Annotated in this window: 12 protein-coding genes; 7 read left to right on the top strand and 5 right to left on the bottom strand. The window is 62.8% G+C overall.

The annotated features are described in order from the left end of the window. Window positions 1–776, bottom strand: a 776-nt coding sequence (locus BUB54_RS13050) for a P-loop NTPase family protein (protein WP_073211759.1), incomplete at its 3' end; no start/stop codon positions are given. A gap of 868 nt (window positions 777–1,644) precedes the next feature. Here BUB54_RS13050 and BUB54_RS13040 point away from each other — a divergent pair. Beyond that, window positions 1,645–1,983, top strand: a complete 339-nt coding sequence (locus tag BUB54_RS13040) for a hypothetical protein (RefSeq protein WP_048878292.1) — start codon at window positions 1,645–1,647, stop codon at window positions 1,981–1,983. Continuing rightward, window positions 1,977–7,061 (top strand): MobF family relaxase, encoded by a 5,085-nt coding sequence (mobF, locus tag BUB54_RS13035; protein ID WP_244890785.1) that lies wholly within the window; start codon window positions 1,977–1,979, stop codon window positions 7,059–7,061. Before BUB54_RS13040 ends, mobF begins: the two co-directional genes overlap by 7 nt. A 189-nt stretch (window positions 7,062–7,250) precedes the next feature. Here mobF and lgt read toward each other — a convergent pair whose 3' ends face one another. The 4 genes from lgt to BUB54_RS13015 all read right to left on the bottom strand — a co-directional run bounded on the left by lgt (window position 7,251) and on the right by BUB54_RS13015 (window position 12,020). Then, window positions 7,251–8,099, bottom strand: coding sequence for a prolipoprotein diacylglyceryl transferase (lgt, locus tag BUB54_RS13030; protein WP_048878291.1), 849 nt, complete (start codon window positions 8,097–8,099; stop codon window positions 7,251–7,253). A 189-nt stretch (window positions 8,100–8,288) separates the two neighbouring features. Next, window positions 8,289–8,987 (bottom strand): DUF4396 domain-containing protein, encoded by a 699-nt coding sequence (locus tag BUB54_RS13025; RefSeq protein WP_048878290.1) that lies wholly within the window; start codon window positions 8,985–8,987, stop codon window positions 8,289–8,291. Further along, the gene (gene cueR / locus BUB54_RS13020; protein ID WP_199444682.1) at window positions 8,984–9,463 is read right to left on the bottom strand and encodes a Cu(I)-responsive transcriptional regulator; all 480 of its coding nucleotides are present in this window, start codon (window positions 9,461–9,463) and stop codon (window positions 8,984–8,986) included. The genes BUB54_RS13025 and cueR overlap by 4 nt, the downstream gene beginning before the upstream one ends. Window positions 9,464–9,497: 34 nt before the next feature. Continuing rightward, entirely contained in the window at window positions 9,498–12,020 is a 2,523-nt protein-coding gene (locus BUB54_RS13015) for a heavy metal translocating P-type ATPase (RefSeq protein ID WP_083553818.1), read from the bottom strand. Window positions 12,021–12,213: 193 nt separating this feature from the next. On the opposite strand from BUB54_RS13015, the gene BUB54_RS13005 reads away from it, so the two are divergent. From BUB54_RS13005 to BUB54_RS12985, 5 genes are all read left to right on the top strand, one after another. Further along, window positions 12,214–12,414 carry a heavy-metal-associated domain-containing protein gene (locus BUB54_RS13005; protein ID WP_048880708.1) on the top strand — a complete coding sequence of 67 codons (201 nt, stop codon included), beginning with the start codon at window positions 12,214–12,216 and terminating at the stop codon, window positions 12,412–12,414. A 131-nt stretch (window positions 12,415–12,545) separates the two neighbouring features. Next, window positions 12,546–14,066 (top strand): multicopper oxidase family protein, encoded by a 1,521-nt coding sequence (locus tag BUB54_RS13000; protein ID WP_073211750.1) that lies wholly within the window; start codon window positions 12,546–12,548, stop codon window positions 14,064–14,066. Between the two features lie 12 nt (window positions 14,067–14,078). Next, window positions 14,079–15,281 carry a protein-disulfide reductase DsbD family protein gene (locus tag BUB54_RS12995; RefSeq protein ID WP_048879546.1) on the top strand — a complete coding sequence of 401 codons (1,203 nt, stop codon included), beginning with the start codon at window positions 14,079–14,081 and terminating at the stop codon, window positions 15,279–15,281. After that, a complete protein-coding gene (locus tag BUB54_RS12990) occupies window positions 15,278–15,859 on the top strand; it encodes a protein-disulfide reductase DsbD domain-containing protein (protein WP_073211746.1) in 582 nt (193 codons plus the stop codon). Before BUB54_RS12995 ends, BUB54_RS12990 begins: the two co-directional genes overlap by 4 nt. Window positions 15,860–15,890: 31 nt before the next feature. Then, on the top strand, window positions 15,891–16,754 hold the full coding sequence (locus tag BUB54_RS12985) for a class I SAM-dependent methyltransferase (RefSeq protein ID WP_048879544.1): 864 nt from the start codon (window positions 15,891–15,893) through the stop codon (window positions 16,752–16,754).

Here is a 16,754-nt window from a genome sequence, read left to right as displayed (position 1 = left end):
GCGACGAAACTCGCGGTGCGAGCCTCGACCGCCTCGGCCGCGTGCAGGCGCGGCATCCAGAGGGTGAGGGCACCGTCCGCTGTTTCATCGCGATAGACGTTGGAGGAGATCACGCGGCTGAATACCTGATCGCGCGATTGCCCCGGCGGTGTCACGCCTTCATTGAGCACGAACGCGCGAGCGCGAGGCTTGAAGCCCAATGCGCCGAGCGTGGCGGCCGGGGTTAAATCCTCGGGATGCGGGCCGGCGAGGTAGAACATCACCATGGCCAGGCCCGCCTCCTCAATCATTGCATCGAAGCCGGGCATTTCTGCGGCTATGGTGCGCAGGATCGTATCTCCACCCCCCAGATCGATGACGGCGGTTTGCTTTTCCTTGATGGCATATTCCATGAAGTCTTGCAGCCAGTCGCGGACAGCGGTCTGGTTGAATGTATCTGGTCTGGAAACATCCTCGAAAAAAGTCGAGAAGGTTGCATTGGTTGGATCGATATCGGCCAAAAGTGGGGCTTTATTTTCCATAGTTGCCATCTCGACGATCCAGCGCAGGAAGGTGGTTTTGCCGGTTTTGCCCCGGCCAGCCGTCAGGATGATCTTGGGCCGATCGGCAAGATCCAGGCCCTGAGCCACGGGTTTGGAACGGGTTTGCTCGCTGGTCAGCAGTGGCTTGATTTCTGCCGGCTTGAGCCCGGCGGTCGAGCTACCGGGGCGGAATACGGGGGTTGCGGGTTTTTGCGTGCCGGTGGGCTTCTTTTTTGATGAGGGGGCCTCAGTCATCAAATTCTCCTATCGGGATTTGTCGCCTCTCCATTTCGGATCGTCAGGATCGGCCGGAGCAGTTGGATCGCCGAGGGCGCGGCGTTCCGCAGCGGAAACGCCGCGCCCTCCGTTTCGTAATCTGACAGGCTTAAATCTAGGTTCTGGTTTGACCTCTGGATCAGCCGGTGCGGTGGGATCGCCGAGGGCCTGGCGTTCTGCTGCGGAAACACCCCGGCCCTCATTTCTCATCCATGATGGTTGAAATTTAGGTGCTGCCGGTGCCGCCGGCTCTGTTGGCGCGGCGGGGCCGCCGAGGGCCTGACATTCGTCTGTGGTGGCTGGTTGATCGTGTTCCCTGGCTCGTCGCTGGGCGATGAGTTTCCGCGCCCGCCCCCAATAGGACCGCACGGTTCTTGGGGTCAGAGGTTGCCCGCCGGCACCGGCATAACCGTTTTCTGAGAAAAAAGCGGCGATCCGGTTCCAATTGACGCCCTGCCGGTCGAGGAGGGCGGCGAACTCGTCGTGGTGCTCGCACATCCAGATCACGAGCGGCGCGCGGGTTCGGCCTCCTGTAGAGGCGGCTTGAGCGAGGGCGTCAAGGTCGATGTCCGGGAGCATGACGAGGCGATTCTACCGATCCTGCCAATTGAACGTCAATGTTCTGGCATGAAATGCGACGATATTTCGACAATAATCAGACATATTAGCGTCTATAATTCGCTATGATTTCGTCATTATTCCGTCATGACTCGCGTTATGTATCCGCCAATGAACCGTCATGAATGCACCAGGTGGCAGGAGAGGAAGGAGTTACAGACCATTGCACCTATGGAGCTTGCGACGCAAGGGGCAATGGCGCTAGGTTGGTGGGCAGGAGTTCCGCCCGATGCCCGAGCCCGAAACCGCCCCGATGCCCCCGAAAGATGACCGCCTCGATGCCGTCATCCAGGCGCTGCGGCTGATGATCGAGACGCAGAACACGCACAGCCAAATGCTGGCGCGGTTGATCGAGTTGGCGACCCCTTCGGAGGAAAGCCCGCTTGAGGAATCCCTGGCGGAGATTGCCGGGGCGCTGCGCGATCAGACCACCGCGCTCCTGCAAATCGGCACGACGCTGGACCGGCTGGGGACCGAGGTTGAGGCCGGGGTGATGCGCGGCCTGGCCACGGCGCTAGAGTCAGGCGACGACGGATCGCAGTCCGAGGCGGGCGGAGAGACGTGCTGACGTTCCGCGCCGGTGCGGCCTCAAGCTCATCCGGTGCCGCCGGGAAGATGGCGGACCACCTGATGACCATGACGCTGCCGGGCTTCGAGCAGGACATGGCGGCGTATTATCAGCGCGGCATGACGGCCGAGGGCGGCCTTTGGCAGCCGGGCACCGAGGCGGCGGAAGATAACGCGGCGGCCACCGCCACGGACGCGGCTCGCCCTGGCACCATTCCCGAGCCCCGGCGCGACATGCACCCGGCCGTTGCTGCCGCGCTGGGGATCGACACCTCGCGCCCGCTGACCCGTGACGAGATTGCCGAGCTGCTGGCGGGCAATCGGGCGGATGGCGAGAAGATCGCGGGCAAACAGTATCAGCGCGCGGTGACGCCGCTTGCCGAGGTGTTCGGGCTTGATCCGATGCGGTTGCCGACCCGCGCGGAGCTGGAAAACCTGCTTGCCGGCAAACGGGCTGATGGGTCCGATCTGCCGGCCGCGCCCGTGGAGGCGCCGCCTTCAACCCGTGCGCAGGACGCGGCGCCGGTGGCGCCCGAGATGGTCGAGGCGGAGGACCGCGACGCAGCCCTTGCCGCCGAAGCGGCGGCGCTTGGCGAGCTGGGGCACGCACCAGACGGCCCGCCGCCCTGGCCGGATGATTTTGCACCGCCCCCGATGGAAGAAGCGGGTGGGGATGATCGCGATGCGGAATTGTCGGCCGACTGGCAGGCGGATGTTGCGCGGGGCGGTGAACCTGCGGCGCCGCCGCGTGGCCCGGCGGCCGAGGAGAGGCCAGCGGAACCGCGCGCGATCGATGTTGCGGCGGCGCTTGATGCTGCCGGTGTGCCCTACCGGACAAGTGGCGGCCGGTTGCGGCTGCAAGCGACCTGGCGCGGAGGGGAAAACTGGACGGTTTCGGTCAACGCCACCACCGGCCAATGGACCGACTTTGCCGCCAGTGAAGGCGGGCGGTTCGAGAGCCTGGTGCGGCGGCTGGGGGTCAAAGCCGAGGCGGTTGAGCTGGACCCCGAGGCGGCCAGGGCGGCGCGCGCGGCCGAGGTGCGGCGTAATGCTCTCCGCAAGAGCATCGCCGGGAAACTCTGGGATGAGGCGATTCCGGGCGCGGGCGAATTGCGCGAGCCGAATTTGCGCGGGTCGGTGGGGCGGAAATTGCGGCAGCGGGCGGCGCATGAGGCGCGCGTGGAAGAGGCCGAAGGCATGCGGGCGTCAGCCCGTGCGTATCTCAGCGGGCGCGGCCTCGATGCTGATTGGCTGATGAGCCATGTGCGGCTGGTCCGGCCGCATCCGAACTATGATTCGGCGGAAGTGGCGGCCGGGGCGGCGGTGGTGATGCTGACGCCGATGTTTGGCCAGGATGAGGACGGCCGGGTGCGGCTGACCGGCGTGCAGCGCACTTATCTGACCGAGGGCGGAGCAAAAATCGGCCGCCGGATGCTGGGGGCCTCGGGCGCCTGGCTGTTGCATCCGCCGGCTGGCGCGGCGGTGCCGATTGGTGGTCATGAGCAGGCGCGCGTTGCCGGTGAGGGGTTCGAGACCGTCGCCAGTGTGGTGCAGGCAACGCGGCAGGCTGGTGTTGTCGGGTACAATGCCGGCGGCCTGGTGGCCTGGGCCGGGCAGTTCAGCGGCTCGACGCCGGTTGCGCTGCTGGCCGATCGCGACAATGCCCGCCTCCATAATGGCCGTGATGTTGGCGAGGCCGGGCAGAAGGCGGCTGCCAAGGCCGCGGCCTTGATCGAGGCCAATGGTGGCGAGGCGGTCTATCTTGAGCCGCCGGCTGATGTCGCGGGCGAAGCAAAGGGCGCCGATTGGGCCGATGCCTTGCGCGCGGGCGGAGCCGCCGGTTTGCGGCAGGCGCTGGCGGTGGCCGAGGCGTCGAGTGCGGCCGACCGGGCGCGGATCGAGGCGAAGCTGGCGCCCGCCTCTCCCAGCGCGGCGCCGGATGGTCCGCCAGCCCAAGAGGCCGAACAGAACCAGCCTGCCCCCCATCCCGAGCTTGTGCGGCTCTACAAGGCGCTAGGGGCCAAGGACGGAAACGGCCTTTCCGAGACCGAGCGGGCCAACATCCTTGATGGCAAGCGGGCGGATGGCGCGGCGCTGGATGCGGCCGATTGGCGGAACGCGGTGAACCGCTCGAAAACCCCGATCGGCTACGTTGATTTTACCTTCTCGGCCGACAAGACGATTTCGTTGGCGTGGGCCTTCGCGCCGACCGAGGCGGAGCGCAATCAGCTTGCCCAGGCGCACAAGGATGCGGTGGCCGCGACCATGGCTGAGATCGAGCAGGTCATTGGCCAGGCGCGAAAGGGCAAAGGCGGCAAGGAAGGCACTGAGCAGGGCCGCATCGGGTGGATCACCTTTGATCACTACACCGCCCGCCCCACAATCGAAATCGCCCGCGAGACAGCGGACGGCCGCACGGAAACCGAGATCGTCTCCGTGAAGGTGGCCGGTGATCCGCAGCTTCATACGCATGTCGCGGTGCCGAATGTCATCGTCACCGAGAGCGGCCGTGTGGTGTCGCTGAACACGATGCAGATGCACGGCCGCATTCATGAATGGGGGGCGATCTACCAGGCTCATCTCGCCCAGAATCTCCGGCGGGCGGGGGCCAGTATAGAATTGGACCGAACCACCGGCGCGGCGCGGCTCAGCGCCGTGCCGGAGGAGATCCGGGCGGCGTTCAGTAAGCGGACCCGCGATGCCCTTTCCGACGCGAAAGCCTATGCCGCCTCGGTGGGTGCGGAGTGGGACCGCATGACCGGCGACGAACGGATCAAGCTGCTGAAAGGCGGCGCCTTTGCCAGCCGCAGTGCCAAGGCCGACGACATGAGCGACTTCGCGAGCTGGCGGCGCCAGGCGGAGGAACGCGGCTACCAGCATAAGAGCGTTCTGCAGGACGCGGCACTGGCGGAGAACCTGACCGAAGCGGCCCGGCTTGACCGGGCCTATGAGGCCGCTTCGCGGGTGCTGGGCGAGCAGTTTGCCCGGCGGGCGGTCATCAAGGACGAGGACGAGCGGGTTGCCGCAGCGCGTGGCCTGGTGGCGGCCGGCATCAAGGATGGCGGCGATGTGGACCGGGTGATTGCGCGGTTGCGGGCGCGCGGGGTTGTCGAGACGGGCGGTGCTGGCGGCAACGGTGAGCCCGCGCGCACCCAGATCATCGCGGTCGAGACCGTGCGGGATGACCCGGACAACCCGGATGTGAAGATCACCACAACCAGGCTGACGACGCGCACCCATGTCGAGCAGGAGAGCGCGCTGGTCGAGCTGGCGGCACAGGCGGGCCGGGACCGGCGCGGCACGCTCAACCCGGCCCAGATCAAGCGCGGGATCGCGGCGAGCGGGTTAAGTTTCACCGGCGAACATGGCGTGGCGCAGCGCCGGATGATCGACCATCTCGGCATGGGCGGCCGGTTCGCGGTGGGGATCGGTGCGGCCGGGGCTGGCAAGACCACGCTGTTGAAGCCGCTGGTGGCGGCGTGGCGTGACCAGGGCGCGGATATTCACGGCATCAGCCTCGGCTGGCGCCAGGCGCGCGAGTTGCGCGAGGCCGGGCTGAAGACCGAGGCCGAGACCGGCGGGCGTGACACGATCGCGGCCGTGTCGGTGTTCATCAACCGGGTGGAGAGCGGCCGGCTGGATTTGTCCAGCCGCAGCGTCGTGGTGATCGATGAGCTGGGCACGATCGGCACGCGCCAGATGCTCGATCTGTTGCGGCTTCAGGAGCGGCACGGGTTCCGCATGGTGGCGATCGGTGATCCGAAGCAATGCCAGTCGATCGAGGCGGGCCAGGTGATCGGCCTTCTCGAAAAAGGGCTGGGCGAGGTGCCCTCAATCGAAAGCAGCGTGCGGCAGACCAATGAACGCGCGCGCGAAATCGCGGGCTTGCTGCGCAAAGGCGGCGCCGAAGCCGTTGGCAAGGCGCTGGACATGAAGCGGCAGGACGGCACGGCCGGGATCGTCGCCGGCGGTCATAGCGAGGTGATCGCGCGGGCCGCCGCGCTCTGGGATGAGCGTAGGGCCGCGAACGCTGACCGGCCGCGCTTTACGCTTTCGATCAGCACACCGACCAATCAGGACGCGCGCGCGATTGGCGAGGCGATCCGGCAACGGCTGCTGGCCTCTGGCGAGCTGGGGCAGAGCCGCATGACGCTGGCGGCGATCGACAAGAATACCGGCGAGCACTACGCCATGCCGATCGCCACTGGCGAAAAAATCCGGCTATTCGCCCGAACCAACGCCGCGATGCTGGATGGCGGCAAGGGCGCGATCGGGGATAACGGCTCGATCCTCGAAATCACCAGCATCCGTGACGAGGGGCTGGTGCTGCGGAACGACCATGGCCGCGAGGGCTTTGTGAAATGGGACACGCTGGCCGACAAGGAAACCGGCCGGATGCGGCTGGCCTACGGCTATGCCATGACCACCAACACCGCCCAGGGCATCACCACGACCGAGCATATCTTTGTGACACCGGGCGGCTCGCAGACCACGGACGGCTTCAAGACCTATGTATCCGGGTCGAGGCACCGGGAGCGGGATTACTGGCTGACCTCGGAAGGCGCCGAGCGTCAGGAGATCGCGGGGCGGCGGCCGTTGGGTGATCCGCGTCCGATCCGCGAGCACGATATCTGGACGAACTGGACGCGGAACATCGCGCGCCAGCCGGAAAAGACCAATGCGCTCGATTTGGTGAAGATCGGCGAGGAGGCCCGCCGCAATGCCGCCCGCGCCTTCCTCAAAGGGCTGGCCGCTGATGAGAAACGCGAGGCCGCCGGCTTGCCCTCTGACCTGTCCCAGCGCTTTGCGCGCACCCAGGCCCGTGCTGGCGCGCAAGGAAGCTTGACTGAAACCATGGCTCGCGCTGCCGAGGATAAGGGTCAGGCGCTGGCCCGCATCGAGCGGGCGGCCCCTGCCGTGCGGGCAGCCGTGGCGGCGGGCTGGGAACGGGCGCGGCCGTTGATCGAGGCCGCGCACCGGAGCGCCCGGGCGCGGCTACAGAGCGCGCTGGAGGGGCATCGCCGGCGTCAAGCGCAGCGGCAAACCGAGGCGCGCCCTAAAGCCAGGAGACGTGGCTAGTCACTTATAGTAGCGGTCTGGAAGATACTTGACGACGCGCATTTTGCGGGACCGCGGGGACGTCCAGGCCGATGTTGAAAAGTCAGGGTGACTTCCCTCAAGCGTGCAGTGCGCGAGTTTTGAGCAGATCTGGCATGAAAGGCAATGGCTGACTAGGAATCAAAAATTGCCTGAATCTCCGAAGATGGACTATTCAAGCGTGGAGACTGTAACTGCGTGGTTCGCTTGGTCCGCTTGGTCCGCACGGTGGGCGCGCCACATCATCGCGGCACCGACCACGATCATCGGTAGTGAGAGGATTTGGCCCATGGTCAGGCCGAACGCGAAATAGCCGAGAAACCAGTCCGGCTGGCGAAAATTCTCCGCAATTGAGCGCATGACGCCATAGCCCATCACGAACATACCAGCTAGAAAGCCTGGTTGCCGCCGCAGCCGCTCGGAACGTGAGGCGACCAGCAGAACCACGAATAGCACAACACCTTCAAGAAAGGCTTCGAAGAGTTCAGATGGATAGCGAGGCACATCGGAACCTGACTCCGGGTAGATCATCCGGAATGGGAACCAGGAAGGTGCGGGGCGTCCCCAAAGTTCACCGTTGATGAAGTTCGCAATTCTCCCGAGGAATAGGCCGATCGGCACCGGTACTGCGACCCGGTCAGCAAAGCGCCACGGATCGATGCCGCGGCGATAGCAGAAGATTAGGATCGCGACGGCGACGCCAATGAAACCGCCATGGAAGCTCATCCCGCCATCCCATACAGCGTAGATCTGGTTTGGATGATGAAAATAGAAAATCGGCCGATAGAAGAGGATATACCCGATCCTGCCACCAAGGACGACTCCGAGCGTCGCCCAAGCGAGGAAATCGTCGATTTGCTCGCCGGTCGCCACCGGGGGATGTGCCCGCGCGAGCCTTCGTAATAGCCGCCAGCCGATGATCAGAGCTATGATATATGCAAGGGCGTAGTAGTGGATTTCCAGCGGCCCGAACCGAACGAGGATTGGGTTAAAATGTGGCCAAACGACAACAAAATCCAAAATGGGAACTCCACTTGAGCAGAAAGTTGTAGGCAAAATCTATGATTTGTTTCGAGTCTCAAAGCGCGCATAGATTTTGTTTGTCAAAATTAACAAGGTAGCTCCACGACCAGACACGGCGCTCGGGCACCCAGAGAGATCACATGACCGAGAAGAAAGAACATCACGGCGACGTTTGAGCCATGGCAGTTACATAGCCTCCTTGATTCCTGCGCGGACGAGAAACCAGTTCATTGGGTAAGTGGTTGCGAAGCCGATAATCATGCCGATCTGCATCATGAACCAATAGACCGGGCTATCGGGGTGCAGATGTGGTCCAAAAAACACGAAACGCATCAGCGCCATCCAGCCGAACAACCCGACTTCAAAGGCGGTAAGCGACAGAAAATCCGCCTTGACCGCAGCGATGATGCCATCCTTCAGGCCGAGACCGCGCATCGGTGCGATTGAAAAATATTGGAACGCCACACCCAGGGTGAAGGCAAAGACATAGTCCAGCACGAGTTCGGTGCCGAAGGTCGAGCCGACAAAGGCGGCGCCGGTGAAGAAGACTAGAAACTCCGCGATGATGTCGCCGAGCGTGCAACCGGCGCCGCAATGGGTCGAGCCGATGAAAGTGGAGATCCAGAAGGGCTGATCCGATCCATCGTGATGGTGATGGCCGTTATGTCCTGACATTTCGGCTGATTGCGGCTTCGCGGCCCGTCCGAGCGCATAATAGGCCCAGAGGCCGATCGGCCCGAAATAAAGCGCTGTAATCGGCCAGACCGGGTTCATCACGGCCATCGGCTGAGGCCGTTTTCGGAGATCAATAATGATCAGCGCCGCGGATGAAAACGCGGCGATCAGTGAGAGTATTGAGACGATCGTAAGCCATAGTGGTATCACGCGCGCAATCCTTTTTGAGATGCGTATCTGCCGTGTGTGCCCTGGTGGGCACGAATGCCCGGGCCGCGCGTTGGCGCCGTGAGCCCTACGGCTAGATCGTCCATGATTGGGCAATCCGGCCGGTGATCACCGCGGCAATGTTCAGCGAGATGCTCGACGGCTTGAAGCATCGCCTCCATCTCGGTGATTTTGTGACGTAGGGAGTTGGCGTGATCGAGCGCTATGCGCTTCACATCGGCACTGGCGCGATGCTGATCGCGCCAGAGCGACAGTAAGTGTTTGATATTCGAGATCGAGTAACCGAGGTCACGTGCCCGTCGGACGAAACGCAGTGTATGAATATCGCTTTCACTATAGGTCCGATAGTTGTTTTCGGTACGGTCAACCTGCGGTAAAAGCCCAATGCTCTCATAGTAGCGGATCATTTTTGCGGAGACGCCTGATCGTTTTGCAGCGTCGCTGATGATGGTCGGCATAATGGCCTCTCTCTTGTGGAGAATGCAGAAAATTTCACGCGGCTTTCCGGATTGTTGGGCTGGTTCCCGCATATTGAACGCGGGGTCCTGGCGCAGCGATCGCAACATCACGTTCTGCCGGCTTCCAGCGGCGCAGCAACAGTGCGTTGGAAACGACACTGACGCTGGAGAAGGCCATGGCCGCGCCGGCGATCACCGGGCTGAGATAGCCGAAAGCCGCAAGGGGAATACCCACCACGTTATAGATGAACGCCCAGAACAAACCCTGGCGGATTTTGGCGAAGGTGCGGCGGGAGATGTCGATCGCGTCGCTCACAAGGGCGGGATCGCCACGCATCAGTGTCATCCCAGCAGTATGCATGGCGACGTCGGACCCGGTCGACAGGGCGATGCCAAGATCGGCCTCGGCAAGCGCCGGCGCGTCGTTCACACCGTCGCCGACCATGGCAACGATGCGCCCGCCATGCCGTAGCGCCTTGATCGCTTCGGCCTTGTGCGCGGGCAGGATCTCGGCCTGAACATCGTCGATTCCTAGCGCCTGGGCGGCGACCCCGGCGCTGCCCGGATTGTCACCGGTCAGCATCGTTACCCGCAACCCTTGACGGTGCAGCGATGCTACCGCCTGCTGCGCGGTGGATTTCAACGCATCGCCGAACCCGATCAAGCCGATAACCCGCGGATTTGGACCTGTCTCGATCAGCCAGGACACGGTGCGTCCTTCGGTCTCGAGTGCGGTGGCGCGGCCCCCCAGCACACCGGCATCGAGACCGTTTTCCTTGATCAGGCGGCTTGAACCGATCACCAGTTCATGCCCATCGACGGTTGCTTTCATGCCGCGCCCCGGCAGCGTCCGTGCATCCGTCGCCTGAGGTGGACGGATACCATCGGCTTTTGCCCGCTCGCGTACGGCCTTGGCGAGTGGGTGCTCGCTAGCCTGTTGTACTCCAGATGCAAGGCGCAGCAGTTCCTCGGCCTGGACGCCATCCGTTGTGTCGATCGCGACAATCGACGGATTACCTTCGGTCAGTGTACCGGTCTTGTCGAAGGCCACGGTGTCGATCCGGTGGGCGATTTCCAGGGTCTCGGCATCCTTGATCAGAATACCATATCTTGCCGCGACGCCGGTTCCCGCCATCACCGCGGTTGGCGTGGCGAGGCCGAGCGAGCACGGGCAGGCGATGACCAGCACCGCGACGGCAGCCAGGATCGCGTGCTCGACATGTCCGGTCGTGAGCCACCAGGCCAGGAACGTCACCGCGGCGATGCCGAGCACCACGGGCACGAACACCGCTGCGACCCGATCGACCAGCTTCTGGATTGGTGCTTTCGCCGCCTGTGCATTCTCGACCAGGCGCACGATGCGCGCGAGCGCCGATTCCGCGCCGACCGCGCTGGTTTCGACGACGAGCAGTCCTTCGCCGTTGATGGCGCCGCCGATCACCTTGTCACCCGGCGTCTTCGGCACCGGCAGGCTCTCGCCGGTCAGCATGGATTCGTCGGCAGCGCTTTCGCCTTCGTGGATCACACCGTCTACCGGGATGCGCTCGCCAGGCCTGATGACCACGATATCACCTACCGAGACTTGGTTGACCGCGATTTCGCGTTCCTTGCCGTCGGCTTCACGTAGGCGTGCCCGCTCCGGGCGCAGTGCCGTGAGCGCGCGCAATGCCTCGCCGGTCTGGCGCTTACCACGCGCCTCTAGCCATTTTCCGAACAGGATCAGGGTGATCACGATCGTCGAGGAATCGAAATAGAGCGGTGCGGGTGTTGTTCCAGTCGCCCAAGCGCGGATGAGTAGCCAGAGGCTGAGCCCATAGGCAGCAGAGGTGCCAAGGGCGACAAGCAGGTCCATGTTGCCGGCGCCCGCTCGTACCGCCTTCCATCCGGCGCGATAGAAGCGCCCGCCGAGCCAGAACTGCACTGGCGTGGCGAGGGCGAGTTCCGCCCAACCGGGCAACTCAAGCGGGCTGCCGGCAAGATGCAGGATCATGACGATGAACAGCGGTGTGGTCAGCAGGGCGGCGATACCGACATGAGCCAGCGCTGCGCGTGACTCTCGCTGTTTTGTGTCGTCTTCCGAGATGCCCTGTCCGGCCAGGCGGGCACCGTAGCCAGCGCGCTCCGCCGCAGCAATCAGTGTCGCATCGTCCAAGCCGATTCCGCTGACACGCGCCGTTTCATTCGCCAGATTGACTTCGACCGAGGTAACTCCGCGTACTTTGCCCAGCGCGCGCTCCACGCGCCCGACGCAAGACGCACAGGTCATGCCCTCAATCACCAGTTCAATCTCACGGCTTGCCACGGCATACCCGGCTTTTTCAACGGCGGTAGCGACAGCGTCAATGTCGGCTTCGGTGCTCGCGAACGTGACTTGCGCATGTTCGGAGCTGAGATTGACGGCAACTGCCGCCACGCCAGGTGTGTGCTGTATTGCCCGCTCGACCCGCGAGACACAGGACGCGCAGGTCATCCCCTCGATACCAAGATCGATCCGAATGGAGTTATCGACTGGCGGAGTCTTGGAGGTCGGCCTGGTGATCTGGTCTCTAGCATCCATCATAATCTCCCTTGTCGAGCGTCTGCCGAACAACAGCTCTTTCGATATGGTGATTCCCATGATGGTAAGGTCAAGATGTTTTAAGCGAGCACCATACGGGTATTGACCTTCCCATGGTGGTAGAGCCTATCTCAGTCTCGTGCGTGAACCCAATTTCTAAGAACATGACGCTCGAATGAAACGGAGTTTAGTGATGCTCGAATTTAAAGTCGCCGGCATGACATGTGGCCACTGTGTCCGGGCCGTGACTCAAGCCGTTCAGAAAATTGTTCCCGGCGCGAATGTCGCGGTCGATCTCGATCAGGGCATTGTCAAAATCGGTGGCGATACGGAGACAATCCCAACTGAGGCCGTGATCAAGGCCATCGAGGACGAAGGTTACAAAATCCATTGATCGAATGATCTAAGGGATAGCTGATCGCCTCTGCGGCGGCAGAACCGAACGTATGGTTCGCCCCATATGCAAGCTGTTTTGGCATGTCTGTCATCGAGAAATCTGCGTAAATTACGAGCAAGGATGAAAAAATGACGATAGTCTATCGTCGTGATCTTATCGCTGGTGGCCTGACACTGGGTGCGATTAGCGCGGTTGGTGCCCATGCCGCTACAGCCATCCAGCCTAGGCGCCGGCTGATCGCGGACACACGCAGCCTGGAGGTGAACGGTCGCGTGGCGAAGGTGTTTCGTTTATCCGATGGGGCTGGGCGCCCTGGCCTTACTTTAGCGCCAGGCGAGCGGTTCCAGGTCGAGCTCGCTAATCAGACCGCCGATCACACGATCATCCATTGGCACGGTCAGCTCCCGCCATGGACCCAGGACGGCTTTCCCTGGCCACAGACTCCACCGCTCGCCCCGGCGGCTACACGCGCTTACAACTACGCGCCAATCCCAGGGACCTATTGGATGCATTCACATCAAGGCCTGCAAGAACAAAGCCTGATGACGGCGCCGCTGATCGTACGCGATGCGATCGAACTCCGCGAGGATCGCCAGGAGATCGTGCTCATGCTGCATGATTTCAGCTTTACGGCTCCTGACGAGCTGCTGGCCGGCCTGACCGGCCAAACACTTTCCCAAATACACGTTTTGGCCACTACGAGCGAAAACGTCTCCGCATCTTCATCACCACAGGTATCGGGCGAAAATGCGATGGGCATGATGCAAGGCATGCAGAGTATGGGCACCATGCCGAAGAAAAACGGGATGGGATCCATGGGTGGCATGAAGATGGACCTGAACGACATCGACTATGACGCTTTTCTGGCGAACGATCGCACTTTGCGCGACCCCGAAATTGTTCGGGTGGAAAAATCGGGGCGCGTCCGGCTCAGAATTATCAATGGGGCTTCATCTAGCCAGTTCTGGGTCGATTTAGGCGCGTTGGCCGGTCATGTGGTGGCGGTTGACGGTCACCCGGTGTACCCGGTGGCGGGCCGGCGCTTTCCTCTGGCAATCGCGCAGCGGCTCGACATCCTGGTTGACCTGCCAAATGCTGGCTCGTTCCCGATTCTGGCGCGGCTGGAAGGTACACGGCGGCGCACCGGAATCGTGCTGGCAACACCTGGGGCATCGATTCCTCGCATCGAGGAAACTGGGCTCGACAAGATGCAACCGATCGACAATTCTCTGGAGACGCGGTTGATCGCACGCGCGCCGCTTCCGCCCCGCAAGCCCGATCTTGTGCACCGGATGGTCCTTGCGGGCGGTATGAAGCCCTATTCCTGGTCACTGAATGGGGAATACTGGCCTCATATCACGCCGTTGATGCTCCAGAAGGGCCAGCGCGTGGAAATCGAGATGGTCAACCATTCGACGATGGCGCACCCGATGCACCTACACGGTCACACGTTCCAGGTCATCGCGGTGAATGGTCGGCCGATCCATGGGGCTGTGCGAGACACCGTGCTGGTTACGCCGATGATGGGCAGCGTGCGGATTGCCTTCGATGCCAACAACCCTGGACGTTGGCCGCTCCATTGCCACAATCTCTACCACATGATGACGGGTATGATGACCGAGGTCCGCTATGACAGCATCAGGGTCTAGGAACAGGCTGATATGCCGACATCAGCCATCGGTCTTCCTGGTGAACTCGCGCTGGCCTTTCTGGCTGGCGCTCTGCTCAATCTAACGCCCTGCGTCCTGCCGGTTATTCCGTTAAAAATACGCACGATCATCCATCATGCCGGCGCTGCGCCCCGGCATCGGCTGGAAGCGGCTATTGCTTTCCTCTCGGGAACCTTGCTGTTCTTCCTCGCGATCGGTTCTGCCAGCGCTCTGATGCACTGGACCTGGGGCGCCCTGTTCCAGTCGCCGGCGGTCATCGCGTTCCTCGTCGCGCTGATGGCCGGATTCGCGGCGATGATCTTCTTCGATATCGACATGCCGGTTCCGACCTTCGCCTATCGCCTCGGCGGCGGGCGGCATATGGAACCGCTGATATCCGGAATCTTGGCCGCCATTCTATCCACGCCTTGCACCGGCCCCTTTCTCGGCGGGGTTCTGGCCTTCGCCATCACACAGGCGCCGGCGGTTCTGGTCGCGGTATTTCTATGCGTCGGCCTCGGGCTCGCCTTTCCGTATGTCGTGATTCTTCTGCGCCCATCTCTGCTCGACCACCTGCCCAAAGCCGGCGAATGGTCCCGCCGGCTTCGTCAGGCCCTCGCGTTTCTGCTCCTTGCCGGCGCGGTTTTCTTCACACAGAGTCTGCTTTCCCCGGAAATAACCCTGTGGCTATGGTGGGCCTGGGCTCTCGGCCTCGTACTCTGGGCGGGAATCGCCATCGTGCGGCGCGGCGGCTGGGCGGTTCGGGTTGTCGCGGTCAGCACCGTGATTCTGGGCTTGTCGACCGCCTTTGCCGGCGGCCTGCTCATGCCGACGCAAGGCGGCCCGCTGCATTGGCAGCCCTTCACGGAAGCGCGGCTTGTGGCGGCGCGGCGTGCGCATCGCCCCGCGCTGGTGGAGTTCACCGCCGCGTGGTGCATCAACTGCAAGATCCTGGAAAAAACCGTCTATGTCGACGCCGCCGTGGTGCAGGCGGCTCGACGGCGGCATCTCGTCGCTCTGCGGGTCGATCTGACCCGGCCGAACCAGGCTTTCGAGAGGCTTCTGGTAAAGGATGGCGGCGACGGCCTGCCATTTGCTGAAATCCGCGATCCGGAAGGTAAAATCACACGGATATTCCGGGGCCTGTTCACCGCCGCCACCTTGGTCAGAGCCATCGATCGCAGCACCCATGATCGCGCGGGTATCAGCGGATGACACGAAAACATTGGTATTTGGTTACGACGATCGTCGCCGTCTTCGCCATCGTCGCGGGAGGCAGATACGCCTCGCGTGCGCGTTCCGGCGAAGCCCGAACGCAACCCGGCGCTGTGGGCGCCGCACCAAAATCCAGCGACAGGAACGGTGGCTTTCACATGCCGAGCAGTGCCGACAAAGTCCGCATCACCGCGCGGATCGAACCGGCCGGCGGGCAGGCGGCGTCTTCTGCCGTGATGGTTCGCCTCGACATCCGGAAAGGCTGGCATGTGAACGCCAACCCGGCCTCCTTACCCTTTCTGATCCCAACCGTTGAGAAGGTGTCGATCGCGGGAAAGCCGGTAGCGCTCGACATCGCTTACCCGCGCGGGCGGAACAGCCATATCGTCCTGCAAGGCACGGCGATCCGCGTCTACGATGACGGCACCGTCCTGAAAGCGCTGCTTTCACGACAAGCGCAGGATCGGTTCAAGGCAGCCGGACGCCTTATCTTGGCGGTAACGGTGCAGTCGTGCAGCGACAAGGGCATCTGCCTGCCGCCGGCCACGCTGACATCGAATCTGCCCCATCATTCCTAGTTCGTTCCTTTGGCAAATCAGGGAGTATGCTGTGAAAAAATCGTTCTTAGCCTTGGCGGTCCTGTTGCCGCTGGCGGCCGGCCTCACGAAACCGGCAGCGGCAGCGACGCCCCCCGCGGTGCAGGATGCGCTCGTGAAGGCGATCCAAGGTCCGCAGCGGACGCCCGCTTTCGTCAAGCGCGACCGCTATCGCCATCCTTTGAAAACCCTCGAATTTTTCGGCATCCGTCCCGACATGCGGGTGGTCGAGGTTCTGCCGGGCGCGGGATGGTACACTGAGATCCTCGCCCCCTTCCTGCGCGATCACGGCACCCTGATCGAAGCGACACCAGCAGCCAGCAGCCCCAACCCCTTCATGCGGAAGGGAGCGATCGCCTACCAGCGGAAGCTGGCGTCGGATCCGGCAGTCTACGGCCGCATCAGGCTCGAGCCCTTCGAACCACCGTCCTACATGGCGCTTGGCGCACCGGACTCCGCCAATATGATCCTGACGTTCCTTAACATGCACGATTTCATGTACGAGAACGTGCATGGTGACGTAACGGATGTGATCATTGACCGCTTCTTCCGCAACGCGTTTCAGACGTTGAAACCCGGTGGCATTCTCGGTGTGGTCGCGCATCGGGCACCGAATTCGATGCCGATTACCCAGAGCTTCAAGCTCGCCAGGCTGCCGCAGGCATTCGTCATCCGGCAGGCCGAACGTGCCGGTTTTCGGCTCGTGGCCACCTCGGAGATCAGCGCCAATCCTAAAGACCCGCGTAATATTCCTGTCTTCAACTTGCCGCCCATGCTGATGAAAGGCGCCAAGGATCGTTCCAAATACGAGGCGATCGGCCCCGCCGACGACATGACGCTGAAATTCGTCAAGCCGGCCGAGGCTGGCAACAAATAG

The sequence above is a fragment of the Acidocella aminolytica 101 = DSM 11237 genome, from assembly GCF_900129125.1.
In the GTDB taxonomy this organism is placed as follows: domain Bacteria; phylum Pseudomonadota; class Alphaproteobacteria; order Acetobacterales; family Acetobacteraceae; genus Acidocella; species Acidocella aminolytica.
The sequence above is the reverse complement of the archived record's forward strand: the minus strand, read 5'-3'. Positions and strand labels throughout refer to the sequence as shown.

Bases quoted from the DNA above. Each gene is read 5' to 3' on its own strand.
- BUB54_RS13005 (WP_048880708.1), top strand. From the start codon at position 12,214: ATGCTCGAATTTAAAGTCGCCGGCATGACATGTGGCCACTGTGTCCGG.
- BUB54_RS12990 (WP_073211746.1), top strand. From the start codon at position 15,278: ATGACACGAAAACATTGGTATTTGGTTACGACGATCGTCGCCGTCTTC.
- BUB54_RS13015 (WP_083553818.1), bottom strand. From the start codon at position 12,020: ATGGATGCTAGAGACCAGATCACCAGGCCGACCTCCAAGACTCCGCCA.
- BUB54_RS13040 (WP_048878292.1), top strand. From the start codon at position 1,645: ATGCCCGAGCCCGAAACCGCCCCGATGCCCCCGAAAGATGACCGCCTC.
- BUB54_RS12995 (WP_048879546.1), top strand. From the start codon at position 14,079: ATGCCGACATCAGCCATCGGTCTTCCTGGTGAACTCGCGCTGGCCTTT.
- BUB54_RS13000 (WP_073211750.1), top strand. From the start codon at position 12,546: ATGACGATAGTCTATCGTCGTGATCTTATCGCTGGTGGCCTGACACTG.
- cueR (WP_199444682.1), bottom strand. From the start codon at position 9,463: ATGCCGACCATCATCAGCGACGCTGCAAAACGATCAGGCGTCTCCGCA.